Annotated in this window: 28 protein-coding genes; 16 read left to right on the top strand and 12 right to left on the bottom strand. The window is 67.8% G+C overall.

Features of this window, described 5'->3' with window-relative positions:
• Nucleotides 1-57 precede the first annotated feature (57 nt).
• Nucleotides 58-1,245 (bottom strand): acyl-CoA dehydrogenase, encoded by a 1,188-nt coding sequence (locus tag HPF_RS18180; RefSeq protein ID WP_133157429.1) that lies wholly within the window; start codon nt 1,243-1,245, stop codon nt 58-60.
• Nucleotides 1,246-1,358: 113 nt separating this feature from the next.
• Between HPF_RS18180 and HPF_RS18175 the strand changes: the two genes are divergently transcribed.
• Together HPF_RS18175 and msrA are read left to right on the top strand one after the other, a co-directional pair.
• Nucleotides 1,359-2,246, top strand: a complete 888-nt coding sequence (locus HPF_RS18175; protein WP_133157428.1) for a LysR family transcriptional regulator — start codon at nt 1,359-1,361, stop codon at nt 2,244-2,246.
• 85 nt (nt 2,247-2,331) lie between these two features.
• Entirely contained in the window at nt 2,332-2,859 is a 528-nt protein-coding gene (gene msrA / locus HPF_RS18170; protein WP_079365371.1) for a peptide-methionine (S)-S-oxide reductase MsrA, read from the top strand.
• Nucleotides 2,860-2,862: 3 nt separating this feature from the next.
• Here the strand turns inward: msrA and HPF_RS18165 are convergent, their stop codons facing one another.
• The 4 genes from HPF_RS18165 to HPF_RS18150 all read right to left on the bottom strand — a co-directional run bounded on the left by HPF_RS18165 (nt 2,863) and on the right by HPF_RS18150 (nt 6,507).
• Nucleotides 2,863-3,741 (bottom strand): EamA family transporter, encoded by an 879-nt coding sequence (locus tag HPF_RS18165; RefSeq protein WP_207959205.1) that lies wholly within the window; start codon nt 3,739-3,741, stop codon nt 2,863-2,865.
• A 99-nt stretch (nt 3,742-3,840) separates the two neighbouring features.
• Complete coding sequence (locus HPF_RS18160) at nt 3,841-4,791, bottom strand: metal ABC transporter substrate-binding protein (RefSeq protein WP_133157426.1); 951 nt, start codon at nt 4,789-4,791, stop codon at nt 3,841-3,843.
• Nucleotides 4,792-4,828: 37 nt separating this feature from the next.
• Entirely contained in the window at nt 4,829-5,701 is an 873-nt protein-coding gene (locus HPF_RS18155; RefSeq protein WP_133157425.1) for a metal ABC transporter permease, read from the bottom strand.
• On the bottom strand, nt 5,698-6,507 hold the full coding sequence (locus HPF_RS18150) for a metal ABC transporter ATP-binding protein (RefSeq protein WP_133157424.1): 810 nt from the start codon (nt 6,505-6,507) through the stop codon (nt 5,698-5,700). Before HPF_RS18150 ends, HPF_RS18155 begins: the two co-directional genes overlap by 4 nt.
• A gap of 86 nt (nt 6,508-6,593) precedes the next feature.
• Here HPF_RS18150 and HPF_RS18145 point away from each other — a divergent pair, with 86 nt between their 5' ends.
• The 6 genes from HPF_RS18145 (at nt 6,594) to HPF_RS18120 (ending at nt 10,857) form a co-directional block, all read left to right on the top strand.
• The gene (locus HPF_RS18145; RefSeq protein ID WP_079365366.1) at nt 6,594-7,109 is read left to right on the top strand and encodes a Fur family transcriptional regulator; all 516 of its coding nucleotides are present in this window, start codon (nt 6,594-6,596) and stop codon (nt 7,107-7,109) included.
• Nucleotides 7,106-7,756: an ABC transporter ATP-binding protein gene (locus HPF_RS18140; protein WP_133157423.1), complete on the top strand. Its 651-nt coding sequence runs from the start codon at nt 7,106-7,108 to the stop codon at nt 7,754-7,756. The genes HPF_RS18145 and HPF_RS18140 overlap by 4 nt, the downstream gene beginning before the upstream one ends.
• Complete coding sequence (locus HPF_RS18135; RefSeq protein ID WP_133157422.1) at nt 7,753-8,964, top strand: FtsX-like permease family protein; 1,212 nt, start codon at nt 7,753-7,755, stop codon at nt 8,962-8,964. The genes HPF_RS18140 and HPF_RS18135 overlap by 4 nt, the downstream gene beginning before the upstream one ends.
• Before the next feature lie 5 nt (nt 8,965-8,969).
• Complete coding sequence (locus tag HPF_RS18130) at nt 8,970-9,212, top strand: hypothetical protein (protein WP_066158104.1); 243 nt, start codon at nt 8,970-8,972, stop codon at nt 9,210-9,212.
• A gap of 234 nt (nt 9,213-9,446) precedes the next feature.
• The gene (locus HPF_RS18125; RefSeq protein WP_243721614.1) at nt 9,447-9,878 is read left to right on the top strand and encodes a DUF3299 domain-containing protein; all 432 of its coding nucleotides are present in this window, start codon (nt 9,447-9,449) and stop codon (nt 9,876-9,878) included.
• Between the two features lie 22 nt (nt 9,879-9,900).
• Nucleotides 9,901-10,857 carry an AEC family transporter gene (locus HPF_RS18120; protein ID WP_133157420.1) on the top strand — a complete coding sequence of 319 codons (957 nt, stop codon included), beginning with the start codon at nt 9,901-9,903 and terminating at the stop codon, nt 10,855-10,857.
• Between the two features lie 111 nt (nt 10,858-10,968).
• Here HPF_RS18120 and HPF_RS18115 read toward each other — a convergent pair whose 3' ends face one another.
• Nucleotides 10,969-11,424 (bottom strand): TM2 domain-containing protein, encoded by a 456-nt coding sequence (locus HPF_RS18115; protein WP_133157419.1) that lies wholly within the window; start codon nt 11,422-11,424, stop codon nt 10,969-10,971.
• On the bottom strand, nt 11,421-11,951 hold the full coding sequence (locus HPF_RS18110; RefSeq protein WP_133157418.1) for a GNAT family N-acetyltransferase: 531 nt from the start codon (nt 11,949-11,951) through the stop codon (nt 11,421-11,423). Before HPF_RS18110 ends, HPF_RS18115 begins: the two co-directional genes overlap by 4 nt.
• A gap of 162 nt (nt 11,952-12,113) precedes the next feature.
• On the opposite strand from HPF_RS18110, the gene rpsP reads away from it, so the two are divergent.
• The 6 genes from rpsP to HPF_RS18080 all read left to right on the top strand — a co-directional run bounded on the left by rpsP (nt 12,114) and on the right by HPF_RS18080 (nt 15,997).
• A complete protein-coding gene (gene rpsP, locus HPF_RS18105; protein WP_066158114.1) occupies nt 12,114-12,368 on the top strand; it encodes a 30S ribosomal protein S16 in 255 nt (84 codons plus the stop codon).
• A 16-nt stretch (nt 12,369-12,384) separates the two neighbouring features.
• Nucleotides 12,385-12,981, top strand: coding sequence for a ribosome maturation factor RimM (gene rimM, locus HPF_RS18100; protein WP_133157417.1), 597 nt, complete (start codon nt 12,385-12,387; stop codon nt 12,979-12,981).
• Nucleotides 12,982-12,993: 12 nt separating this feature from the next.
• A complete protein-coding gene (trmD, locus tag HPF_RS18095) occupies nt 12,994-13,770 on the top strand; it encodes a tRNA (guanosine(37)-N1)-methyltransferase TrmD (protein WP_133157416.1) in 777 nt (258 codons plus the stop codon).
• 112 nt (nt 13,771-13,882) lie between these two features.
• On the top strand, nt 13,883-14,239 hold the full coding sequence (gene rplS, locus HPF_RS18090; RefSeq protein WP_066158120.1) for a 50S ribosomal protein L19: 357 nt from the start codon (nt 13,883-13,885) through the stop codon (nt 14,237-14,239).
• 98 nt (nt 14,240-14,337) lie between these two features.
• A complete protein-coding gene (locus HPF_RS18085) occupies nt 14,338-15,030 on the top strand; it encodes a CoA pyrophosphatase (protein WP_066158122.1) in 693 nt (230 codons plus the stop codon).
• A 37-nt stretch (nt 15,031-15,067) separates the two neighbouring features.
• Nucleotides 15,068-15,997 (top strand): CobD/CbiB family protein, encoded by a 930-nt coding sequence (locus tag HPF_RS18080; protein ID WP_127805563.1) that lies wholly within the window; start codon nt 15,068-15,070, stop codon nt 15,995-15,997.
• A gap of 2 nt (nt 15,998-15,999) precedes the next feature.
• Here HPF_RS18080 and rsgA read toward each other — a convergent pair whose 3' ends face one another.
• Nucleotides 16,000-16,983, bottom strand: a complete 984-nt coding sequence (gene rsgA, locus HPF_RS18075) for a ribosome small subunit-dependent GTPase A (RefSeq protein ID WP_133157415.1) — start codon at nt 16,981-16,983, stop codon at nt 16,000-16,002.
• Nucleotides 16,980-18,248: a M48 family metallopeptidase gene (locus tag HPF_RS18070; RefSeq protein WP_079365356.1), complete on the bottom strand. Its 1,269-nt coding sequence runs from the start codon at nt 18,246-18,248 to the stop codon at nt 16,980-16,982. Before HPF_RS18070 ends, rsgA begins: the two co-directional genes overlap by 4 nt.
• 71 nt (nt 18,249-18,319) lie before the next feature.
• Here HPF_RS18070 and orn point away from each other — a divergent pair, with 71 nt between their 5' ends.
• Nucleotides 18,320-18,925 (top strand): oligoribonuclease, encoded by a 606-nt coding sequence (orn, locus tag HPF_RS18065; RefSeq protein WP_133157414.1) that lies wholly within the window; start codon nt 18,320-18,322, stop codon nt 18,923-18,925.
• A gap of 70 nt (nt 18,926-18,995) precedes the next feature.
• Here the strand turns inward: orn and HPF_RS18060 are convergent, their stop codons facing one another.
• Together HPF_RS18060 and HPF_RS18055 are read right to left on the bottom strand one after the other, a co-directional pair.
• Complete coding sequence (locus tag HPF_RS18060) at nt 18,996-20,006, bottom strand: inorganic phosphate transporter (protein WP_066158128.1); 1,011 nt, start codon at nt 20,004-20,006, stop codon at nt 18,996-18,998.
• Nucleotides 20,007-20,022: 16 nt separating this feature from the next.
• Nucleotides 20,023-20,670: a DUF47 domain-containing protein gene (locus HPF_RS18055; protein ID WP_066158130.1), complete on the bottom strand. Its 648-nt coding sequence runs from the start codon at nt 20,668-20,670 to the stop codon at nt 20,023-20,025.
• A 436-nt stretch (nt 20,671-21,106) separates the two neighbouring features.
• On the opposite strand from HPF_RS18055, the gene HPF_RS18050 reads away from it, so the two are divergent.
• On the top strand, nt 21,107-22,831 hold the full coding sequence (locus tag HPF_RS18050) for a DEAD/DEAH box helicase (protein WP_079365354.1): 1,725 nt from the start codon (nt 21,107-21,109) through the stop codon (nt 22,829-22,831).
• A gap of 6 nt (nt 22,832-22,837) precedes the next feature.
• Here the strand turns inward: HPF_RS18050 and HPF_RS18045 are convergent, their stop codons facing one another.
• On the bottom strand, nt 22,838-24,736 hold the full coding sequence (locus tag HPF_RS18045; RefSeq protein WP_165961740.1) for an acyltransferase family protein: 1,899 nt from the start codon (nt 24,734-24,736) through the stop codon (nt 22,838-22,840).
• Between the last annotated feature and the right edge of the window lie 40 nt (nt 24,737-24,776).

Raw genomic sequence — 24,776 nt, 5'->3', positions numbered from 1 at the left:
CAACAAGAAGGGCTGCCTCTGGCAGCCCTTTCTACTTTCTATTGAGCGACAACCCAGTCAGTTCGCAAACGCCGCAATCCCGGTGATCGCACGGCCCAGGATCAGCGCATGCACATCGTGCGTGCCTTCGTAGGTGTTCACCACCTCCAGGTTCACCAGATGGCGCGCCACGCCGTATTCGTCGCTGATGCCGTTGCCGCCCATCATGTCGCGCGCCATGCGGGCAATGTCCAGCGCCTTGCCGCAGCTGTTGCGCTTGAGGATGCTGGTGATCTCCACCGCGGCGGTGCCTTCGTCCTTCATGCGGCCCAGGCGCAGGCAGCCCTGCAGGCCCAGGCTGATCTCGGTCAGCATGTCGGCCAGCTTCTTCTGGATCAGCTGGTTGGCGGCCAGCGGGCGGCCGAACTGCTGGCGGTCCAGCACGTACTGGCGGGCGCGGAAGTAGCAGTCTTCGGCGGCGCCCAGCGCGCCCCAGGCGATGCCGTAGCGGGCGCTGTTCAGGCAGGTGAACGGGCCCTTGAGGCCACGCACCTCGGGGAAGGCGTTTTCTTCCGGCACGAACACCTCGTCCATGACGATTTCACCGGTGATGGAAGCGCGCAGACCGACCTTGCCATGCACGGCCGGGGCGGACAGGCCCTTCCAGCCCTTTTCCAGAATGAAGCCGCGGATCTGGCCGCCATCGTCCTTGGCCCAGACCACGAACACGTCGGCGATCGGGCTGTTGGTGATCCACATCTTGGCGCCGGACAGGCTGTAGCCGCCGTCGACCTTGCGGGCGCGGGTGATCATGCTGCCGGGGTCGCTGCCATGGTTGGGTTCGGTCAGGCCGAAGCAGCCGATCCATTCACCGGTGGCCAGCTTGGGCAGGTACTTCTGCTTCTGTGCCTCGCTGCCGAATTCGTTGATCGGCACCATCACCAGCGAACTCTGCACGCTCATCATGGAGCGGTAGCCGGAGTCCACACGCTCCACTTCGCGCGCCACCAGGCCGTAGCAGACATAGTTCAGGCCGGCGCCGCCGTACTGCTCGGGGATCGTCGGGCCCAGCAGGCCCAGCTCGCCCATCTCGCGGAAGATGGACGCGTCGGTGGTCTCGTTGCGGAAGGCCAGCTGCACGCGCGGCAGCAGCTTTTCCTGGCAGTAGGCGCGGGCGGCGTCCTGCACCTGGCGCTCGTCGTCGGTGAGCTGGGCGCTGAGGTGGAAGGGGTCTTCCCAGCTGAAGGTGTTCTTGCTCGTGGCCATGGTGCGGGTCTCCGTTGGAAAGGGTGGAAGGTGTTGGTTGGGTGAGATTGTCGGGCGACCATGAATAGCTGTCTAATATTGATTGCCGATTGATCAATACGTCAAGCAGATTCATGGAGTTCCGCCACCTGCGCTGTTTCACCGTGCTCGCCGAGGAATTGCACTTCGGCCGCGCGGCCCAGCGCCTGGCCATGACCCAGCCGCCGCTGTCCATGGCCATCCAGCAGCTCGAAGCCGATGTGGGCGCGCGCCTGTTCGAGCGCAACAGCCGCGGCGTGGCGCTCACCGCCGCCGGCCTGGCGTTTCTGCCGCGCGCGCAGGCGCTGCTGGAGCAGGCGGCGCTGGCCGCGCGCGAGGCGCGCGATGTGGGGCAGGGGCTGGCGGGGCAGCTGCAGATCGGCTTTGCCGGCACGGTGCTGTACCGCGGCCTGCCGCAGGTGCTGCGCGCGTTCGCCGCCGCGCACCCCAAGCTGCGGCTGGCGCTTCGCGAACTCAGCAGCAGCGAGCAGCTGGTGGAACTGGTGCACGACCGGCTGGACCTGGGTTTCGTCCACACCACGCGCGTGCCGGCCGGCTTCTCGCAGATCCTGGTGTCCAGCCAGCCTTTCATGGCCTGTCTGCCTGTCAGCCATCCGATGGCGAAGAAGCGCAAGCTGCCGCTGCAAGCGTTGAAAGACGAGTCCTTCGCCATCGTCATGCGCGCCGTCTCGCCCGACTACCACGACCGCATCCTCGCCGCCTGTGCCGACGCTGGGTTCGAGCCCGCGCTGGGCTTCGAGCTGCGGCACTGGCTGAGCGTGGTGTCGGTCATCGCGCAGGGTCTGGGCGTGGGGCTGGTGCCCGCGGCGCTGCAGCAGGCCGGGCTGCCGGGCGTGATGTTCCTGCCGCTGGAGCAGCCGCTGGCGCCCTACGACACGCACTGCCTCTGGCGCACCGGGCGCGACCAGTCGGCGCTGGGCGCGTTCCTGGCGGCGGTCCAGCGCGCGGCCGCACCCGCGTGAGGGTGTAAGACCCGCCGCCAGCGCGCGACCAAGGCGGGTGCGACACTCGTCGTCGCTGCAACGAACCTACGGAAAGGACACATCGATGGAAACGCTGGTACTGGGCGGTGGCTGCTTCTGGTGCACCGAGAGCGTCTACAAGGAAGTGCGCGGCGTGACCGACGTCGAGTCGGGCTACAGCAACGGCCAGGCACCGCGGCCCAGCTACGAAGACGTGTGCACCGGCCTGACCGGCTGCAACGAGGTGGTCAGACTCGAATACGACCCCGAGCAGGTGAGCACGCGCGAGCTGCTGGAGATCTTCTTCGTGGTGCACGACCCGACCACCCTGAACCGCCAGGGCAACGACGTGGGCACGCAGTACCGCAGCGGCATCTACTTCACCACCGAGGAACAGCGCGCCACCGCGCAGGCGCTGATCGACGAGCTGAAGGCCGACAACGCCTTCGGCCGCCCCATCGTCACCGAGGTGCTGCCACTGGCGAACTACTGGCCCGCCGAGGACTATCACCAGGACTTCTTCGAGCGCAACCCGCACCAGGGTTACTGCATGGCGGTGGCGGCGCCCAAGGTGGCGAAGTTCCGCAAGACGTTTGCACGCCTTGCCCGTTGAGGCTCAGCCGCGGGCCAGCTTCGTCTGAAGTCGGGGCCAGAGCACGATCACGGCCAGCCCGCTGAGCACCAGGGCGCCCGCACCCAGCTTCCAGCCCGGCAGGGGCTCGCCCAGCGACAGCGCCGAGGCGCCCATGCCGAACACGGGCACCAGCAGGGCCAGGGGCGTGACGGTGGCGGCGGGGTGCCGGGCGAGCAGCCAGTTCCAGACGCCGTAGCCGAACAGGGTGTTGCCCAGCGCCTGCCACAGCACGCTGCCCCACACCACCGCGTCGGCGCCTTGCAGGGCCGCAGTGATGGCTGGCACCCCTTCGGTCAGCACGGAGATGACCAGCAGCGGCGGCACCGCGAACGCGCTGCTCCAGACCATGAAGTGCAGCATGTTGACCGGCCCGAGCGACTTCACGACCAGGTTGGCGCAGGCCCAGAAGAAGGCCGCACCGATCACCAGCATCAGACCCAACAGGGTGACGGTGGCGTCCAGATGCGCGGCGATGACAGCCAGCCCCGCCAGCGCCAGCAGCAGGCCCATGACCTGGAAACCGCGCACCCGCTCGCGCATCAGCACCAGGGACATCCCGATGGTGAAGAACACCTGGATCTGGACGACCAGCGAGGCCAGCCCGGGCGAGATGCGGCCCTGGATGGCGAGGAACAGCAGGCCGAACTGGCCCACGCCCAGCAGCACACCGAACGCGGCCAGCTTGCGCCACGGCGCGGTGGGGCGCGGAATGAACAGCAGCCAGGGCAGGGCCGACAAGGCAAAACGCAGCGTGGCGAACAGGAAGGGCGGCAGCCCGTCCAGTCCCCAGCGGATGACGACGAAATTCGTGCCCCATACAAAGACGACTGCGAGGGCGAGCAGAAGGTGGGAGGGGGGCAATCGGAGCTCCGCGGACGGTGGGGAGGGCAGTGTATCTGGCAGCTCCGGTGTCCCGAGTTCTGGAGCGCGCCGCCGTCCGCGCCTGAGGCGGGCTGGCGATCAGTGCCCGAGCACGGCCCGGGTCATGGTCTGGGTGTTGGCGCGCATCAGGGCCACATAGGTGCTGGCCGGGCCGCTGGCGTCCGACAGCGAGTCGGAGAACAGCGCGCCGGCCGGCTTGACGCCCGTCTCGCGGCCGATCTGCTCGATCAGTCGCGGGTCGGAGATGCTCTCGACGAACAGCGCTTTGATGCGCTCCTGTTTGATTTGGCGCACCAGCTGTGCCACCCCCTTGGCCGAGGCTTCGCTGTTCGTGCTCACGCCCTGCGGCGCCAGGAACTGCACGCCGTAGGACTGGGCGTAGTAGCCGAAGGCGTCGTGCGAGGTGATGAGCTTGCGCTGCGCGGCCGGAATCGCGGCCCAGGCGGCCCTGATCTCGGTGTCCAGCGCCTGGAGCTGGCCGGTGTAGGCGGCGGCGTTCTTCCTGTAGGTGTCGCAGCCGGCGGCGTCGGCCGCGCACAGGCCTTTGGCGATGTGGGCCACGTAGGTGATCACGTTGGACACCGATTGCCAGGCGTGCGGGTCGGCCTCGCCGTGGTCGTGGTGACCGTGTTTTTCTGCCTTGTGGTCGTGCTCGTCCTCTTCGGTCTGGATGGGTTGTATGCCCTGGCTCACCACCACCGGCCGGCCCTTGTAGCCAGCGGTCTTCAGCAGGCGCTGCATCCAGCCCTCGAAGCCCAGCCCGTTGGCGAACACCACCTGCGCCTGTGCCACCTGTTTCGCGTGCGAGGGTGAGGGCTGGAACACGTGGGCGTCGGCACCCGGGCCGACCAGCACGTCCACCTGCACGCGCTCGCCGCCGACCTGGCGCACCAGGTCGCCCAGGATGCTGAAGCTGGCCACCGCCTTGACCGGTGTGGCGGTGGTCTGGGCGTGGCCGGGCAGGCCGAAGCTCAGGGCGCCGACGGTGGCGGCAGCAGCGAGGAGGTGGTGGCGACGGCGCAGGTTCATGGCGGTAGTCCTTGAATGGGTGAGACAGGGGAAGGGGTCAGGCGCGCAGGTGGCGCGGATGGGGACGGCGCTGGCGCAGCAGGCCGCGCGGCGCAAAGGCCATGGACAGCAGGTAGACCGCGCCCAGTCCGAGCACGATGACCGGGCTGGTGGGCCAGTCGGCGTGGTAGGACAGCAGCAGGCCGGCGACGGATGTGAACAGCGCGATGCCGGTGGCCACGGCCACCAGCGGGCCGACGCGCCGCACCCAGAAGCGCGCGCTGGCGGCCGGCAGCACCATGATGCCCACGGCCATCAGCGTGCCCAACGCATGGAAGCCGGCCACCAGGTTGATCACCAGCAGGGCCAGGAAGCCGACATGCGCGACGCTGCCCAGCCCGCTGACCTGGCGCAGAAAGCCCGGGTCCAGGCAGTCCAGGATCAGCGGCCGGCGGATCAGCAGCAGCGTTGCCAGCGTCACGCCGGTGATGGCCCACAGCAGCGCCAGCGCCGCGCCGTCCAGTGCCAGCACGCTGCCGAAGAGCACGTGCAGCAGGTCCACGTTGTTGCCGCGCACCGAGACGATGAGCACGCCCAGCGAAAGCGAGATCAGGTAGAAGGCGGCCAGGCTGGTGTCTTCGCGGATCAGCGTGTGGCGCGCCACCAGGCCGGAGCCGATGGCCACCGCCAGGCCGGCGACGATGCCGCCCACGGTCATCGCCGTCAGCGACAGGCCGAACAGCAGGTAGCCGATGGCCGCGCCCGGCAGGATGGCATGGGCCATGGCGTCGCCGGTCAGGCTCATGCGCCGCAGCATCAGGAACACGCCCACCGGCGCCGCCGACAGCGCCAGCGCGATGCAGCCCAGCAGGGCCTGGCGCATGAAGGCGAACTCGACGAAGGGGCCGAAGACGAGGAGGTCGTCGCTCATGGTGTGGCCTCCAGCGCCGGCCTGTGGGCGTGGCGGTTCACTGCCTGTGAGTCGGCGTCGCGCGAGCCGGTCTCGCATTCATCGGCCCGATCGTCGAAGGGTTCGCGCAGCAACTGCGCACGCGCCCAGTTCGCGTCGGTCAGCACCTCGGCGGTGGCGCCCCAGGCCACCGGCTCGCGCGCCAGCAGCAGGGTCCGCGGAAAGTGTGCGCGCACCTGGGCGGTGTCGTGCAGCACGGCGATCACCGTGCGGCCCTGGCGCTGCCATTGGTGCAACAGGGCCAGCAGGTCGGCGGTGGTGCGCTGGTCCACCGCGGCAAAGGGCTCGTCCAGCAGCACCACTGGCGCGTCCTGCAGGATCAACCGCGCGAACCGCGCGCGCTGCAGCTGCCCGCCCGAGAGTGTGTCCAGCCCGCGCGATTCGAAGCCCGAGAGGCCGACCGCGGCCAGCGCCGCGTCGCACTGCCGCCGGTGTTCCGCGTTGAAGCGTCCGAGCGCGCCGACGCGGCGCCACAGGCCGCTGGCGACCATGCCGCGCACGTCGATGGGAAAGCTGGCGTCGAGCTCGCTGTGCTGGGGTAGCCAGGCGATGTGCCCGCGCCGCAGGCCTTCGATGTGGCCCGACAGCGGCGCCAGCACACCGGCCAGGGCCTTGATGAGGCTGCTCTTGCCGGCGCCGTTGGGGCCGACCACGGCCACCAGCGCGCCGGGTTCGATCTGCAGGCTCAGGTGGTGCACGGCCGGGTGGCGCTCGTAGCCCAGCGTCAGGTCGCGAAAGGTGATGGTGGGGGCTTGGGGGCCGGGCATGGGGTGGGGTGCTGTGTACACTGTTGCAACTCAATTGCGATAGCGGAGATGTTAACGCAACATTGTTGCAGTAATGGAGGCCTGCCATGGCGACCCGATCCAGCCCCAAAGAACCGGTGACCGTGCCGGCCGAGATCCAGACCCGTCTGGAAGCCGCCGGCCTGCGCCGCACCCTGGCCACGCGCGCGGTGCTGGGCCTGTTCCTGGCGAACCCGCAGGGCACGCTCAGCCACGCCCAGGCCCTGGCCTCGCTGCAGACGCGCGGGCTGGACATCAACCGCGTCACCCTCTACCGGCTGCTGGAACGCCTGGCCGCCTGCGGCGTGCTGCAGCGCCAGACCGACGACGACGCGCGCACCTGGCGCTTCCGCCTGGCCGACCTGGGCGACGATGGCGCGGCGCCGCGCTTCGAATGCGACGCCTGCCACCGCCAGTTCCGCCTGACCGGGGCGAGCGAGCCGGCGCGGGCGGTGGCCGACGAGCTCATGCGCACGCTGGCCGGTATGGGCCACCGCGGCCTGCGGCTGGACATGGCGGTGCACGGCACCTGCGCCGATTGCGCCGACCCCTCGGACGGCACGGCGATGGAGCCGTCACGGTGATCGAGACCCGAGGCCTGGGCTTTGCCTACCCGCAGGCGCCCGTCCTGCGCTTCCCCGATGTGGCGGTGCCGCAGGGCGGCACGCTGTTGCTGCGCGGGCCCTCGGGCAGCGGCAAGTCGACCTGGCTGGCCCTGGTGGCCGGTCTGCTCACGCTTTCGTCGGGCGAGGTGGTGGTGGCCGGGCAGGCGGTGCAGGCGCTGGCCGGCGCGCCGCGCGACCGCTGGCGCGCGCGTTGCCTGGGTTTTCTGCCGCAGAAGCTGTTCCTGAGCGAGGCGCTGTCGGTGGCCGACAACCTGGCGCTGGTGTTCTTCGCCGCCGGCCTGCCGGTGGACCGCGGCGCCATTCACCACGCGCTGGCCGCGCTGGACCTGGCCGCGCTGGCCGGTCGCAAGCCCTCGCAGCTCTCGGGCGGTCAGGCGCAGCGGGTGGCCCTGGCGCGGGCGCTGCTGCTGCGGCCCCGGGTGCTGCTGGTCGATGAGCCCACCGCGAGCCTGGACGACGAGGCCTGCGCGGCCGCGCTGGACCTGCTGCGGCGCTGCGCCGCCGGGGCCGGGGCGACGCTGGTGATCTCGACCCACGATGCGCGCGTGGTGCAGGCGCTGCCGGACGCGCAGACGCTGCGGCTGGCGCGGGAGGGTTTTGCATGAACGTGTTGTCCCTGTCCTGGCGCTACCTCTGGTCTCGCCCTTTGTCGACGGCGCTGAACCTGCTGCTGCTGACGCTGGGCCTGGCGTCGATGGCCTTCGTGCTGATCGCACAGCACCAGGTGGACCGCGCCTTCGAGCGCGACCTGCAGGGCATCGACGCGGTGGTCGGCGCCAAGGGCAGCCCGATGCAGCTGATCCTGGCGGGCGTGTTCCACATCGACGTGCCGCCGGGCAACATCCCGCTGGACGAGGTGAAGAGGCTGCAGGCGCACCCGCAGGTGGCGCAGCTGATCCCGCTGAGCCTGGGCGACAACCTCGCGGGCTTCCGCATCGTCGGCACCACGCCGGACTACGCGGCGCACTACGGCGTTGCCCTCGCGCAGGGCGCGTTCTGGACCGCACCGATGCAGGCCGTGCTCGGCGCGCAGGTGGCGCGCGTCACCGGGCTGACCATCGGCCAGAGCTTCGTCGGCGCGCACGGCCTGGGCAGCGGCGGTGCCATGCACGGCGAGGCGCTCTATGCGGTGAGCGGCGTGTTCGCGCCCTGCGGTTGCGTGCTCGATCGCCTGGCGCTCACCGCCACCGAATCGGTCTGGAAGGTGCACGACGACATGCACGCGACCGACGACATGGACGAGGAAGACCGCGCGGCCATCGAGGCCGACCGCGAGGTGACGCTGGCCCTGATCCGCTACCGCACGCCGCTGGCCGCCGCAAGCTTCCCGCGCTTCATCAACGACAGCACGCCGATGCAGGCGGCCTCGCCGGCGGTGGAGATCACGCGCTTGCTGAGCATGGTGGGTGTGGGCACGCGGGTGCTGCAGGGCCTGGGCGCGGTGCTGCTCGCGGTGGCCGGGCTGTCGGTGTTCATCGCGCTCTGGGGTGCGGTGCGCGAGCGCCGCCACGACCTGGCGATGCTGCGCATGCTCGGCGCGCCGCCGACCCGCGTGGGCGCGCTGGTGCTGTGCGAATCGCTGTGGCTGGCGCTGCTGGCCTGCGCGCTGGGCCTGCTGGCGGCGCATGGGCTGACCGCCCTGATGGGACAGATGTTGATGGAGCAGCAGTCGCTGGCCATCACGGGCTGGCAGTGGGTGCCCGCCGAAGGCTGGGTGCCGCTGCTGGCATTCGGAGTGGCGGTGGTGGCGGCGCTGGTGCCGGCCATCAGCGCCTATCGGGTCGACGTGACCCCGTTGTTGAACACAAGGTGAAACCGATGAAGAAGATCGCGCTCTGGCTGGCCCTGTCCGCCTGCATGACCACGGCTGCACTGGCGCAGCATTCCGACAAGGAGTTGCAGCAGGACGTCCAGCGCCACCGCGCCATGGCCGCGGCCCACGAAGGCGCGGCCAAGTGCCTGGAGACCAAGAAGGACGAGAAGGTCTGCATGGCGGAACTTCAGGCCGCGTGCCGGGGTCTGGCGATTGGCAAATACTGCGGGATGAAACACGCACATTGATGGCCCACCCCCGCGCCGCGCTTCGCGCGTCACCCCCTCAAGGGGGCAACGCGTGCGGCCCGGCGGAGCCGGTTCCGCCGCGTTCTGGAAGCAGTCACTTCTCTTGTCATGAATCTTCTTTTTCGTTGTCTCTTGTTGCCGCTCGTCTGTGGGTCTGGGCTGGCGTTTGCGCAGCTGACGTCGCCGATTGGCACGCCTGCGGCGCCGGCTGCCGGGGCTGCAGCCGATCCCGCCGTGCCGCCGCATGTGCAGGGGCAGGGGGCGGGTGTGCACAGCCCGCTGTCGCCGTTTGCGCCGCTCAAGCCGCGCGAGGATGTGGTGCCCTGGTCGCTGCTGACCGACATCAAGACCGAGGTGAAGAACAAGCGCATCACGCCGGTCTACACGCCGGCCGTGCAGGCGCTGAACCAGAAGACGCAGAAGGTGCAGGGCTTCATGCTGCCGCTGGGACCGGGCGAGCAGCAGCGCCACTTCCTGCTGGCCTCGGTGCCGCCGACCTGCTCGTTCTGCACGCCTGGTGGGCCGGAAAGCATGATCGAGGTCCGCACCAAGGCGCCGGTCAAATACAGCCTCAACGCGGTGGTGGTCGAGGGCACGTTCCACGTGCTGCAGAACGACCCCTACGGCCTGTACTACCGCATGACCGAGGCGGTCGGTACGAAATGACGGGCGGGGTACGATCGCCCGGGTGAACCTCGCCAGCCACCCCGTCGTCGCCTCCCTCACCCCCGTCTTCCTGCTGATCGCCCTGGGCTACTTCGCCGGGCGGCGCGACTGGATCCGCGAGTCGGCGGTGCGGGACCTCTCCAACCTGGTCTTCCTGCTGCTGATTCCGGCGCTGCTGTTCCGCACCATGAGCGGCGTGCACGTCGAGACGCTGGACCTGCGGCCACTCGCCGCGTATTTCCCGGCGGCGTTGCTGCTGCTCATCGTGTCCATCGCCTGGCGGGGCTTCAACCGCTCCAGCGTCGTCATGGCCCTGGGCGGGGTGTTCTCCAACATGGTGATGATCGGCATCACCCTGGTCGAGCTGGCCTATGGCAAGGCAGCGCTGGTGACCCTGCTGACCCTGGTGTCGGTGCATGCGCTGATCCTGCTCACCGTGGGCTCGGTGGTGCTGGAGCTGGTGGTCGCCCGCGAGGCGCGCGAAGGCGGCGAGCGTGCGCCCCATGTGCTGGAGACCGCCTGGTCGGCCTTCAAGGGCGCGCTGATCCACCCCATCCCGCTGCCCATCATCAGTGGCCTGCTGTTCGCGCAGACCGGCTGGAGCCTGCCCGCAGTGGTCGACAAGCCGCTGCAGCTGCTGGGCAGCGCCTTCGGCCCGCTGGCGCTGGTGCTGGTGGGCGTCACGCTGGCGCGCACGCCGCTGGGCGGGCACCTGAAGCCCGCGCTGTGGATCACGGCGTCCAAGAACCTGCTGCTGCCGCTGCTGGTCGGCGTGTCGGCCTGGGCCTGGGGCATCACCGGCCTGCCGCTGACGGTGATGGTCGTGGCCGCGGCGCTGCCGATGGGCGCCAACGTGTTCCTGTTCGCGCAGCGCTACGAGGTCGCCCAGGGCCTCACGACCGCCGCCATGGGCCTGTCGACGGTGCTGGCGCTGTTCACGCTCAGTGCCGTGATGCTCCTGATGACATACGTGAACTGATCCGGTCGGAGCGGGGGAATTGGCCAAGAACACCGCAGAACCGGCTTCGCCGGGCCGCAGGTGTTGCCCCTTGAGGGGTGACGCGCGCAGCGCGGCGCGGGGTGGGCCAGCCTACTGGCTGATCTTGCGGGCCTCTTCGACCTGGTACTCGAAGTAGCGCTGGATGCCGAAGGCCAGGCTGCCCATGAAGGCGATGGTGCCCACCAGCAGGCTCAGCACCAGAGCACCGATGGTCAGCCAGTTCGTGGCGCCCGCGCTGTCTTCGGGCTGTGCCTGCGGGTTGAACCAGCCGTTCCAGCGCGGCCGGTCGCTCAGCGCGTAGACGATGCCGGCCAGGCAGCTGGTGGCGATGCTCATGCCCAGAAACGGGATCAGCAGCCACGACAGCACGTCGTCCTGCCCGAAGGCGCGCACCCGCTCGACGCCCCACCAGCCCAGCGCCGACGCGATGGGGTGCAGCCAGCCGATCCAGTCGCCCAGGCCGCGCAGGTAGAAGCGGTGCAGACCCAGGTGGCCGCCCAGCACGGCCAGCCAGACGGTAAGGGTTTTGCTCTTCTGACGGCTCATGCCTCGCCCTCGGGCGGTGTGCGGTCGCCTTCGCCGATGGCGCGCTGCATCATCACGATGTCCAGCCAGCGCCCGAACTTCCAGCCGCAGGCCTGGACCACGCCGACCTGCTCGAAGCCCAGGGCCTTGTGCACGCCGATGGAGCCTGCGTTGGCCGAATCACCGATCACCGCCATCACCTTGCGGATGCCGCTGCGCTCCAGCGTGGCCAGCAGTTCGGCCAGCAGCGCGCGGCCCAGGCCCTTGCCGGCGGCTTCGGGGGCGAGATAGATCGAATCCTCCACCGAAAAGCGGTAGGCCGGCCGCGGCTTGAACCAGTTGCCGTAGGCATAGCCCAGCACCTCGCCAGCCTCTTCGGCCACCAGCCAGGGCAGCCCCTTGGACAGAACGTCGGCCCGGCGGGCGGTCATCTCTTCCAGGGTGGGGGGCGTGGTCTCAAAGGTGCCTGTGCCGTGCAGCACGTGGTGTGCGTAGATGCGGGTGATGGCGGGCAGGTCGTGCTCGGTGCTGGGGCGGATCAGGGGCATGGAAGGGGCAGGAAATGAGGGCTTGGGTTCTTGAGCCGGCTGGTTATAATGGCAGGCTTTGCAGCGTTTCGCTGGCCGGGTGGTCAGTCGTGTGTCTCAAGCGCTGCGAGAAAACACTGTCACGCGTTGTGCCGGTGTTCACCACCACCCGAAGGATAAATCATGGTCGTCATTCGACTCTCCCGCGGCGGCTCCAAGGCCCGTCCGTTCTACAACATCGTGGTCGCCGACAAGCGCAACCGCCGCGACGGCCGCTTCATCGAGCGCATCGGCTTCTACAACCCTCTGGCCAGGGGTGGCGAAGAGCCCCTGCGCATCGCCCAGGACCGTCTGACCTACTGGACCGGCGTCGGCGCCGAGCCGTCGGACACCGTGGCCCGTCTGGTCAAGCAAGCCGCCGCCAAGGCCGCTGCCTGATCTCCCTGCGTTCGCAGTGATCCCCTCGAGCGGCCCGTTCGAAGCATCGCCCCTGCCGGCGGATGCGGTCGAACTGGGCCGTTTTCTTGACGCCTGGGGCGTCAAAGGCTGGGTCCACATCCAGCCGCACAGCGCCGACACCCGTGCGCTGTTCGAATCACCCGACTGGTTCCTGCTGCCGCCCGAAGCCCGTTTCGCGCGCGGTTTTTCGGCGTTTCCGGGCCCGGTGCGTGTGCACGTGGCCGAAATCAAGGTGCACTCCGATGGCATCGTCGCCCGCCTGGAGGGTGTGGTGGATCGCAGTGGTGCCGAAGCGCTCAAGGGGGCGCGCATCCATGTGCCGCGCAGCGCCTTTCCCGCCGCCGCCGACGGTGAGTACTACTGGGTCGATCTGATCGGTCTTGACGTGGTCAACCGCGAGGGCGTGCACCTGGGTGTGGTGCGCGACCTCATACCCACCGGCCCGACCTCGGTGCTGGTGATGGATTACACCGAGACTGTGGACGGTGTCGAAAAGACGGCCGAGCGCATGGTGCCCTTTGTGGCGGCCTACATCGACGATGTGGACCTGAACGCCCGCCGCATCACCGCCGACTGGCAGACCGACTACTGACCGGAGCGCGCCATGCGCTTTGACGTCATCACGCTTTTCCCCGAACTCTTCGAGCCCTTCTTCCGCAGCGGCATCAACCGCCGGGCGTTTGAATCGAAGCAGGTCGACGTGCGCCTCTGGAACCCGCGTGACTTTGCAGAGGGCAACTACCGCCGTGTGGACGACCGGCCTTTCGGCGGCGGACCCGGCATGGTCATGATGGCCGAGCCCCTGTGGCGCTGCCTGCAGGCCATCCGCGCCGACCGCGCCGAACCAGAGGGCGCCCGTGCGCCGGTGGTGCTGTTCTCGCCCATCGGCCAGCGGCTGGATCACGCCTTGGCTGTCGGCTATTCGCAAAGCGCGGGCGCGGTGCTGGTCTGCGGGCGCTACGAAGGCGTCGACCAGCGCTTCATCGACGCCTGCGTGGACCGACAGATCAGCCTGGGCGATTTCGTGCTTTCGGGCGGCGAGATCGCCGCCATGGCCTTGCTGGACTCGGTGGCGCGCCTGATGCCGGGCGTGCTGGGCGACGAGGGCAGCCACCAGCAGGACAGCTTCAATCCGGCGCTGGACGGCCTGCTGGACAGCCCGCACCACACGCGGCCCGAGGTGTGGGAAGGGCCACAAGGCCCCGCGGCGGCCCCTGAAGTGCTCATGGGCGGGCACCACGAGCGCATCGCGCGCTACCGCCGGGAGCAGAGTCTGGCGCTCACTGCACGCCAGCGGCCGGACCTGCTGGCGCAGGCGCGGGAGGCTGGGCGGCTCACGCCGGTCGACGAAGTTTTCCTGCGCTCCTTGAAAAAGCTATAATCCAAGGCTTTTCGATCCTCTGGCCGGCCGTTGTGACCGGTGACCACCACTGCGGAGGTCAGGGAATTGCAGCCTCTTGTGTAGCGCGGCCATGATCGGTAAACAGGAAACCATGAACCTCATCCAGACCCTTGAGCAGGAAGAAATTGCTCGCCTTGGCAAGACCATCCCCGCGTTCGCCCCTGGCGACACCGTGATCGTCAGCGTGAACGTGATCGAAGGTACCCGCAAGCGCGTGCAGGCCTACGAAGGCGTGGTGGTGGCCCGTCGCAACCGCGGTCTGAACTCCAGCTTCATCGTGCGCAAGATCTCCAACGGCGAAGGCGTCGAGCGCACTTTCCCTCTGTACAGCCCGCTGATCGCTTCGATCGAAGTCAAGCGCCGCGGTGACGTGCGCCGTGCCAAGCTGTACTACCTGCGCCAGCGCAGCGGCAAGTCGGCCCGCATCAAGGAAAAGCTGGGCGCGTAAAAGCGCACAGCTTCGGTCAGAAGCCGGGCGCCTGATGGCCCACCTCGAAAAGCCGCTCACCCGAGCGGCTTTTTTGTGCCTGTTCCATACTCGTCCCCATGTCTTCCTCTGCGCCAACGCGCTATCCACCCACCTTTGATCCACGCCAGGTGCCCGTGCTGCACGGTGCCGAGGGGCTGGCAGCAGCGCCGGCCGGACGCCTCACTCCAGAAGGGCTGCGGGAGCGTTTTGCGCGCCCGCCGGTCTGGACCCCGGAGCTGGTGCGCGAGCGCCGTTTCACCGACCGGGCACCAGCGCCAGCAGCCGTGCTGATCCCGCTGGTGGTGCGTGAGCGCCTGGGGCTGTTGCTGACGCAACGCACGGCCCACCTGTCCACCCACTCGGGGCAGATCGCGTTTCCGGGCGGCAAGGTCGATGCCGAGGACCGGGACGCCACTGCAGCGGCGTTGCGAGAGGCCCAGGAGGAAATCGGTCTCGAACCGGCGCATGTGGAGGTGCTGGGCCGCCTGCCGGAATACGTGACGGGCACGCAGTTCCACATCACACCGGTGGTGGCGCTGGTGCAGCCCGGTTTCACGCTTCTGCCCAACCCAGGTGAGGTGGACGACGTGTTCGAGGTGCCGCTGGACTTTCTCATGGACCCGGTGAACCATCGCCGCCATGGTTTCGAGTGGAACGGCGAGATGCGGGAGTGGTACTCGATGCCGTACCAGGAGGGCGCGACAGAGCGCTTCATCTGGGGCGCCACCGCCGGCATGCTGCGCAACCTGTATCGTTTCCTCACCGCCTGAGGCGCCGGTCCCGCGGGGCGCTCGCTATCATCGGGCCATGATCTTTTTTGCCATCCTGCTGGCTTTCCTGATCGAACAGGCGCGTCCTCTGTCGATCGACAACCCTGTGTTTGCTGGTCTGCGGAGCTGGGCCCGGCTGGTGCGCCGCAACCTGGACACCGGCCAGGCGGTGCACGGATGGCTGGCCTGGGGCCTGGCCACCATGGTGCCGGCCCTGCTGGCGACCCTGGTGTACTGGGGGCTCTGGCAGTTCAGCAACGTGCTGTCGTTCGTCTGGCTGGTGCTGGTGCTCTACGTGACACTGGGCTTTCGCCAGTTCAGCCACCACTTCACCGACATCCGTCAGGCGCTGGAGGTGGGCGACGACCTGCTCGCCCGCGAGAAGCTGGCGCAGTGGCTGCATGTGGAAACCAGCAGCCTGCCCCGGGCCGAGGTGCTGCGGCAGGTGATCGAACAGTCGGTGCTGGCCGCGCACCGCCATGTCTTTGGTGTGCTGGCGGCGTTTGTCGTGTGCTGGCTGCTCGGACTGGGGCCAGCGGGGGCTGTGTTCTACCGGATGGCCGAGTACCTTTCGCGCAACTGGCGGGGGCGCCCCGATGGCACGCCCAGCCAGGCCACCCAGCAGGCGGCGGTCACCGGGTGGCAGTGGGTGGACCACCTGCCTGCCCGTGCGACGGCGCTGGGTTTCGCGGTGGTGGGCAACTTCGAGGAGGCTGTGGCGAGCTGGCGGGGTGAGGCCGAACAGTTCGGTCCGGGCACCGATGGCGTGGTCCTGGCCGCCACGTCCGGCGCGATCAACGTGCGTCTGAACGCCCGCGAAGGAAAACCGGAAGAGGCCGAAGGAGTCGCGACCCGGCCCGAACCCCAGCTCGCCCATCTGGCCAGCGCGGTGGGACTGGTGTGGCGCAGCGTGGTGCTCTGGATGCTCCTGCTGGCCCTGTTGACGCTGGCCCGTCTGCTCGGCTGAGCTCAGTAGCTCCGTTTGGCGGAGAGTTCGGCGAACAGGTCTTCGTAGATTCGGTAGCGGGTGGCGGCGATGCCGTCGTCGCCGCAGCCCTCGCCCTGAACCTTTGCGCGCACGCCGCAGCCGGGTTCGTGCAGGTGGGTGCAGTTGTAGAACCTGCAGGCACCGAGCGCTGCGCGCAGATCGGGCATGAGGCTGGCCAACCGGGTCGCCTCGATATGGTTCAAGCCGAATTCCTGGAAGCCGGGCGAATCGATCAGTGCGGTGGTGCGCGCCGTGTCGACCCAGTACCAGGTGGTGCTGGTGGTCGTGTGTTTGCCCGAGTTCAGGGCGCGCGAGATCTCACCCGTCTGTGCCTGGGCCTGAGGCACCAGGCGGTTGACGAGGGTGCTCTTGCCGACACCGGACGGGCCGAGCACCAGGGTAGTCTTGCCCTCCAGCCGCTGCACGAGCGCATCCAGGCCAGACGAGGCATCGTCTTCGCCCTTGAGCCGCAGCGGCAGCACGGTCAGGCCCATGGCCCGGTACGGTGCCAGCCGATCCCAGGCGCGCTCGAACAAGGTGCCGAGATCGGCCTTGTTGAGCACGATCAGAGGTGCGATGCCCTCGGCTTCGGCGGCGACCAGTGCGCGCGCCAGCTGATGTTCGGAGAACTCCGGCTCGGCCGCCAGCAGCACCAGCACCTGATCGAGGTTGGCGGCGAACGACTTGGTGCGCAGCTCGTCCTGGCGGTAGAAGAGGTTGTTCCGTGGCTCGATCTGCTCGATGCTGCCTTCGTCACCGGTGGGCATCCAGCGCACCCGGTCGCCCACCACGGCCTGGCTCTTTTTGCCTCGGGGATGGCAGATGCGGCGTTGCCCGTCCGGGCTCTCGACCAGGCAGTGCCGTCCGTGGGCGGCAACCACCAGTCCGATGTCGATGGAACCCTCGGACTCCGGCGCCCGGCCCGCGGCATCCGCACGCGAGCGGGAGTGGGGCGAGTGGTTCATGCGGCCGCACCCTGCAGGCGCGCGATGCGTTCGCTGGCGGGCGGGTGCGAGTAATAGAAGCGGGCGAACACCGGGTCGGGGGTGAGGGTGCTGGCGTTGTCCTTGTAGAGCTTGAGCAGCGCGCTGGCCAGGTCGTGGCCGTCGGTATGGGCGCAGGCGTAGGCGTCGGCCTCGAATTCGTGGCGGCGCGAGAGCTGCGCCAGCAGCGGCGAGAGGAAGTAGGTGAACAGCGGCACCACCATCAGGAACAGCAGCAGCGCCAGCGCGTTGTTGGGGGCCTCCAGCGACGGCACCACGCCCAGGCCGGTGTAGAACCAGGCTTGGCGTGACACCCACCCCAGCACCGCAAAGCCCACCAGGCTGAGCGCGAACATCAGCACGGTGCGCTGGAGGATGTGGCGCCGCTTGTAATGGCCCAGCTCATGCGCCAGCACCGCGTCGATCTCCGGCGGCGCGAGTTGCTTGAGCAGGGTGTCGAAGAAGACCACGCGTTTCGCGGCGCCGAAACCGGTGAAGTAGGCGTTGGCGTGGGCGCTGCGCTTGCTGCCATCCATCACGAACAGGCCCTTGGCCGCGAAGCCGCAGCGCTTCATCAGGTCGTTCACGCGGGTCTTGAGCGTCTCGTCCTGCAGCGGTTCGAACTTGTTGAACAACGGCGCGATCAGCGTGGGGTAGAGCACGAGCAGCAGCAGGTTGAACACCATCCATGCCCCCCAGGCCCAGAGCCACCAGGAGGGGCCGGCGGCGCCCATGAGCCACAGCACCAGCGCCGCAATGGGCAGTCCGATCAGCCCGCCGACCACGGCACCCTTGAGCAGATCGCCGAGCCACAGACCCAGACTCATCTTGTTGAATCCGAAACGCTCTTCCAGCCGGAACGTGGACCACCAGCCAAGGGGCAGGGTCAGCACCGCGCCGATGAGCGTGAACGCGCCCAGCAAGGCGAGCTGCTGCCACATGCCGGGCGCCATCCACTGCAGCAGCAGCTGGTTGAGCGCATGCAGTCCACCCAGCAAGGTCCAGCCCAGCAGCAGGGCGGCTTCAACGGCTGATTCGAGGATGCCAAAGCGGGCCTTGGCGACGGTGTAGTCGGCGGCCTTGCGGTGGGCATCCAGCCCGATGGTGGCCGCGAACGGATCGGGGACCCGGTCGCGGTGGCGGACCACGTGGCGGATCTGCCGGCTGGCGAGCACCGTGCGGACGATCAGTCCGCCCACGAGCAAGGCACAGAATAGGTAGGTGAAGGCGAGGGCGCTGCTGTCCATGGCGAGAGTCTATCGAAGCCGCGCCACCGCTGCCGCGCAGGGGCATGGCGGTCATGGGTGAAAATCGGCGCATGAGCCAAGACCACCTCAACACGGCCGCCGTGGCCGCCGACACCCCTGTGCCTACCCTGAGCAAGAGCGACCAGAACCTGGTCTGGCTCGACTGCGAGATGAGTGGGCTTGACCCTGAAAAGGAACGCCTGCTGGAGATCGCTGTGGTGGTCACGGGCCCCAACCTGGAGCCCCGGGTGGAAGGCCCGGTGTTTGCCATCCACCAGAGCGACGCGGTCCTCAATGGCATGGACGCCTGGAACAAGGGCACCCACGGCAAGAGCGGCCTGATCGACAAGGTCAAGGCCAGCACCGTCGACGAGGAGCAGGCCCAGGCCGAGCTCCTGGCCTTCATCGGCCAGTACGTGCCGAAAAATGGTTCTCCCATGTGCGGCAACAGCATCGGACAGGACCGGCGTTTTCTGGTGAAGTACATGCCCAAGCTGGAGGCGTACTTCCACTACCGCAACCTGGACGTGAGCACCATCAAGGAACTGGCCAAGCGCTGGAAGCCTGCGGTCTACGACAGCTTCAAGAAACACCAGAGGCACACGGCGCTGGCCGATGTGCACGAGTCCATCGACGAACTGGCCCACTACCGCGAGCACTTCCTCCGGGTGGACTGATCAGCGGCAGAAAACAAAAAAAGGGCCTCCGGCCCTTTTTTTGTTTTCTGCCGGAGGACTCCGAGCAGGCTCAGAACACCGTGAGGCTGAACCAGTAGGCCACCGCAGCCACGAAGGCCGACGCCGGGATGGTCAGCACCCAGGCCCAGACGATGTTGCCCGCCACCCCCCAGCGCACTGCGCTGGCGCGCTGCACCGAACCCACGCCAACGATCGCGCCGGTGATGGTGTGGGTGGTCGACACGGGGATGCCCAGCGCTGTAGCGAGGAATAGCGTCATTGCGCCCCCGGTTTCGGCACAGAAGCCGCCCACCGGCTTGAGCTTGGTGATCTTCTGGCCCATGGTGCGCACAATGCGCCAGCCACCGAACATGGTGCCCAGGCCGATGGCCGCGTAGCACGACACGATGGTCCAGGTCGGCGGCGACTTGTCGGCCGATGACGCGTAGCCGGTGGCTATAAGAAGCATCCAGATGATGCCGATCGTCTTCTGCGCATCGTTGCCGCCGTGGCCGAGGCTGTAGGCGCCGGCCGAGACCAGCTGCAACCGCCGGAACCAGCCATCGACCTTGAGCGGCCGCGTGCGGCGGAATACCCAGGCCACCAGGACCATCATCAGCGAGCCCAGGATGAAACCCAGCAGCGGCGAGACGAAGATGAACGCCACGGTGCGCAGCACGCCGGTGGCGATCAGCGCACCAGCGCCGGCCTTGGCAATCACGGCGCCAACGATGCCGCCGATGAGCGCGTGAGAGGAGCTGCTGGGAATGCCGTAGTACCAGGTGATCAGGTTCCAGGTGATCGCCCCGCTGAGGGCGCCGAACACCACGTGCGTATCGATCACTGAGGGGTCGGCGATGCCCTTGCCCACGGTGGCTGCCACGCTGAGCTTGAAGATGAAGATGGCAACGAAGTTGAAAAAGGCGGCGAACACCACCGCTTGCCCGGGTTTGAGCACGCCGGTGGAGACGATGGTCGCGATCGAGTTGGCGGCATCATGAAACCCGTTCATGAAGTCGAAGATCAGCGCCAGCGCCACCAGCATGACCACGACCCAGAGGGCCGCCTGAACGGTCGTCATGGCAGGACCCTTCCGATCAGGAGTTTTCGAGGACGATGCCCTCGATGAGGTTGGCGACGTCCTCGCACTTGTCGGTGATGGTTTCCAGCAACTCGTAGATCGCCTTGAGCTTGATCACCTCGCGCACTTCCGGCTCCTCTCGGAACAGCTTGCTCATGGCCGAGCGCATGACGCGGTCGGCGTCCGATTCGAGGCGGTCGATCTCTTCGCAGGTCTTGACGGCGGCTTCGGCTGTCTTGGGCTCGTTGACGTCCTTGAGCAGGCTGATGGCGTGCTTGAGCCGTTCGCAGCACTTGACGCTCAGGTCGGTCAGCCGCGAGATCTCGTCGGTCATGTGCCGCACGTCGTACAGCGCCATGGTTTCTGCCGAGTCCTGGATCAGGTCGGCCACGTCGTCCATGGTGTTGATCAGCGAGTGAATCTGCTCGCGGTCGATCGGCGTGATGAAGGTGGTGTGCAGCAGGCGGTTGACCTCGTGGGTGATGCGGTCGGCCGCGCGTTCGGCGTGGTCCACCTCCTGGTTGTATTTGTCCCTCAGGAGCGGGTCGCTGTAGTGGGCCACCAGCTGCGAAAACGCATGCGCGGCCTTGACGATCTGTTCGGCGTGCTGGTTGAACAGCTCAAAAAAATTGCCCTCTTTGGGCAACAGCTTGCCAAAAAACATGGCGTCTCCGGTGGTGGAATGTGAAAGAGATGTGACGCACAGGCGTCGAATCGGAAGATTTTAGCCGCCGGCACTTTTGCCAAAGGACACGCGTGGGGCCCGCGCAGCACCGGCGCGTCCCAATAACTTGGGGAAAACCCCGATTCGTGCCATAATTGCAGGCTGCCCTTCCACGAGAAGGGCGGATTTGTGCATCTGCCTCACACAAGAGGCCTCCCGAATGCCCGCCGGCATCGTCAAACGACGCCAAGGCCGGACACGGACGAGGCCACTCGCTGAGCTCGCCGGAGACCCTCCGGCCTGTCCCGCGCGGTACCGTTTGTGGTTGATGTTTTGTAACCACGAACGGATCAGACACCTGCGGGTTCCGGCCAATGGCCGGCATTTCCGATGGCCTGTTCTGTTCAATGACGCCCCTTGTGGCGCCAGGACGAACATGAGCGACGCTTTTGAAGATCGCGGCGAATTCACGCCCGACATTTCCTCCAACGAACTGCTGGCCGAAGCGCCCGTGGCCACGGAACCCAATGCTTTCGAGCTGCTGGGGCTGGCTCCGGAACTGGTGCGCGCGGTGGCCGATCTGGGCTACACCCAGCCCACCCAGGTGCAGTCGATGGTCATTCCCAAGGCCATCCGTCAGGAGCACCAGGCCGACGAGCGTTATGCCGACCTGATGGTTTCCAGCCAGACGGGCAGTGGCAAGACCGCGGCCTTCCTGCTGCCGGTACTGCACACCCTGCTCCAGCAGCAGGATGCGCGGGCCGAGGCCGAGCGCCTGGCGTTCGAGAAGGAAACCGCCGAGGCGCTGGCCGCCGGCAAGCCCGCCCCCAAGCGCGCCAAACGCAAGGATCCGACCAACCCCCGCAACTTCAAGGCCGCCACGCCCGGCGCGCTCGTGTTGTGCCCGACCCGCGAGCTCGCGCAGCAGGTGGCTCACGATGCCATCGACCTGGTGCGCCACTGCCGTGGCCTGCGCATCGCCAACGTGGTCGGAGGCATGCCGTACCAGTTGCAGATCGCACGGCTGCAGAACGCCGACCTCGTGGTCGCCACGCCGGGCCGTCTGCTGGACCTGCAGCGATCGCAGCAGCTCAAGCTGGACCAGGTGCAGTTCCTGGTGGTCGACGAGGCCGACCGCATGCTCGACCTGGGCTTTTCGGACGACCTGGCCGAAGTCAACCAACTGACCAGCCAGCGCGACCAGACCATGATGTTCTCGGCCACCTTTGCGCCGCGCATCCAGCAGCTGGCACTGCGCGTGATGCACGACGGTGGTAAACACGTGCAGAAGGTGCAGATCGACAGCCCGCAGGAAAAGCACGCCAACATCAAGCAGGTTCTGTTCTGGGCCGACAACGCCGAGCACAAGCGCAAGCTGCTGGACCACTGGCTGCGCGACGCTTCGATCAACCAGGCGGTAGTGTTCTGCAGCACCCAGGTGGAGTGCGATGGCCTGGCCACCGACCTCCAGCAGACTGGCTTCCATGCCGTGGCCCTGCACGGTGCCCTGAGCCAGGGGCTGCGCAACCGGCGCCTGATGGCCCTGCGCAGCGGACAGGTCCAGATCCTGGTGGCCACCGATGTCGCCGCTCGCGGCATCGACGTGCCGACCATCACGCACGTCTTCAACTTCGGCCTGCCCATGAAGGCAGAGGACTACACCCACCGCATCGGCCGCACCGGCCGCGCCGGCCGCGATGGTTTGGCCGTGACGTTCGCCGAATTCCGCGACCGCCGCAAGATCGGTGACATCGAGGCCTACACCCGCCAGCGCATCGCTGTGGAGGTGGTGCCCGGTCTGGAGCCGCGCCAGCGCCCGCCGCAACCCGAGTTCAATGGCCGCGGTCGCCCAGGTGGTGGCCGTCCGGGCAACGACCGTTTCCAGCGCCCCTCCGGTGACCGCTTTGGTGGTGACCGTTTCGGCGGCGACCGCCGTCCGGCGCCGCGTGGTCCCCGCGTCGAAGGGCGCTTCGACGCCCCCCGCTTCGAAGGCCGCGACGCCGCGCCGCGCGGCGATGTGCGTTTCGACAGCCGTCCGGACCAGCGCCGCGATCACGCACCTGCGCGTGGCTTCGGCAAGCCCCAGGGTGGGGCGGGCAACTGGGGGCGCGGTGACGCCGGCGCGTCCCGCCCGGCCGGCCCGCGCCGCCAACCGCGCTGAGCGCGGTCAGCGCGTTTTGTTGAACATCAGCGGCGCCAGCCGCTCGATGTAGAACGCAGCGGCACCTGTGGACAGGTGCCCGTAGTCGTAGGAGAGTGGCTGCGTGGCGTCTTCGGACAGCCGGGTCAGGCAGCCCTGGGCGTTGCAGAAGAAGTCCATCCCCGAGATGAACTCGATACCCATTCTTTGGGCACGCTCGCGCATGATCTCGGTCGCCCTGCGCACCTCCGGGTCCAGAAACACGTCATCCAGCCGCAACGGCGGAAGGGCCTGCACAGGCCCTTTCTTCCATTCCTCCAGCAGGATCTGCGGCAGGTGCTTCCTCCAGTAGGGGACGGCGCCCAGCAAGATGATGCGGGGCACGCCCGCCTGTTGAATCTGCTCCACTGTGGCTTCGAGGTTGCGCAGGTCGTAGCGCTTGTTGTGCCACCACGAGTAGAGGATCACGATGTCGGGCTTGGTGTCCCGGATCGCCTGGATGTTGGCATCGTTGATGCTTCTGCACAGCGGCCGGGGCTCGATGCCCAGCACCGATGGACAGATGGCGGCGGTGCGTTCCGCCAGGCCGAACTCGTGGCGGCCAGATTCTTTCAGCGCCTTGAAGCCCGGGTACAGCGAGCCCGCATGCGAATCCCCCCAGAGGAAGACCAGCGGCCGTTTCTGTTCGATGCAGAAAGGCTTGTAGTGAGACGGAGGCAGGCGGTAGTCCAGCATGCAGTCCTTGTCCCGCCATCCATCGACCACGGCCGACCGGCCGCCTGTGGACATGAGGTGGCGCACCAGCTCGGGAATGCGCTGCTCGAATCCGTTGTTGCGGTGGATGGCGAAGCCGGCGACCGCAACCAGGCACAGGCCCACGCAGAGGGCGGTGATGACCACCGTCCCATTCATGCGCCCGATGCGGATCGGCTTCTCGATGAAACGGTGGGTCGTCCACGCCAGCACGAAGGCCAGTGCCATCCAGGACAGCGGCTGCTCCCAGCCAGGATCGCCCGTGGACTTGAGGTGTGCAAAGGACTGCAGCGGCCAGTGCCACAGGTACAGCGGGTAGCTGATGAGGCCGATCTCCACCAAGGGCTTGCTCGACAGCACGACCCGGTTGAGCCAGGCCGAGGCGCCCGCTGCGATCAGCAGCGCCGTTCCCAGGGTGGGCAGCAATGCCCACCAGCCAGCAACGGATGTTGTCTCTGGCGCGATGTTCATCAGCGCCAGTGTCAGCAGCGCCGCGCCGATCCAGGCGAGTGCATTCGTGCGCCCTCCAGGCACTTCTTTCTGCCATGTGGCCAGCAGCGCCCCGACCAGCAGCGCCAGGAGCAGGGCCGCTGATCGGTCGAACCCGGCTGCGGTCTGGTCGTGCGCCAGATGCAGGAGGACGTACAGCAGCAGCGCAGCAAAGGTCCAGCGCATCGCGTTCATGTGCCAGCGGTGAAGCGCCCACATTGCGAGAGGCCACAGCAGGCAGAACGGAACCCACATGCTCAGTGGCCAGAGATGCAGCAGCGGCTTGCTGGCAGACCCTGCAGCAAAAGAGCCAGCCTCTGCCGTCAGGTTGGGAACGAAGGTGCTGCCTGTCACGACCTGCTGGCCCAGTTGGCGGTAGTCGGTCGGCGCCAACAGGAACCAGCCAGCGACCAGCACCGCGGCCAGCACCAGAAGCAGCGCTGGGACGAGGTGTCTGATGCGCCGTGCGCAGAAATCGCCAAGGCTGAACCTCGGGCTCTGCAGCTCTGACAGGACGCTTGAGCAGATCAGATAGCCGGAAACGACAAAAAAGACGCCGAGGCCTGCAAAACCCCCAGCGAGGACGTCGGGAAAGGCCTGGTGGAGCACCACGGACACCACTGCAACCGCCTTCAGGCCATCAAGGTCGGGGCGGAGCGGGGCGATACGGGCTTCGGCAGACATGGGCTGGCGGCTGCACCGGTGGCGCCGGGGAACGGCACGG

Origin of the sequence: Hydrogenophaga pseudoflava, from assembly GCF_004353865.1 — a bacterium.
GTDB lineage: Bacteria > Pseudomonadota > Gammaproteobacteria > Burkholderiales > Burkholderiaceae_C > Hydrogenophaga > Hydrogenophaga pseudoflava.
Note: the sequence above shows the minus strand (reverse complement) of the source record. Positions and strands in the feature narration are given on the sequence as shown.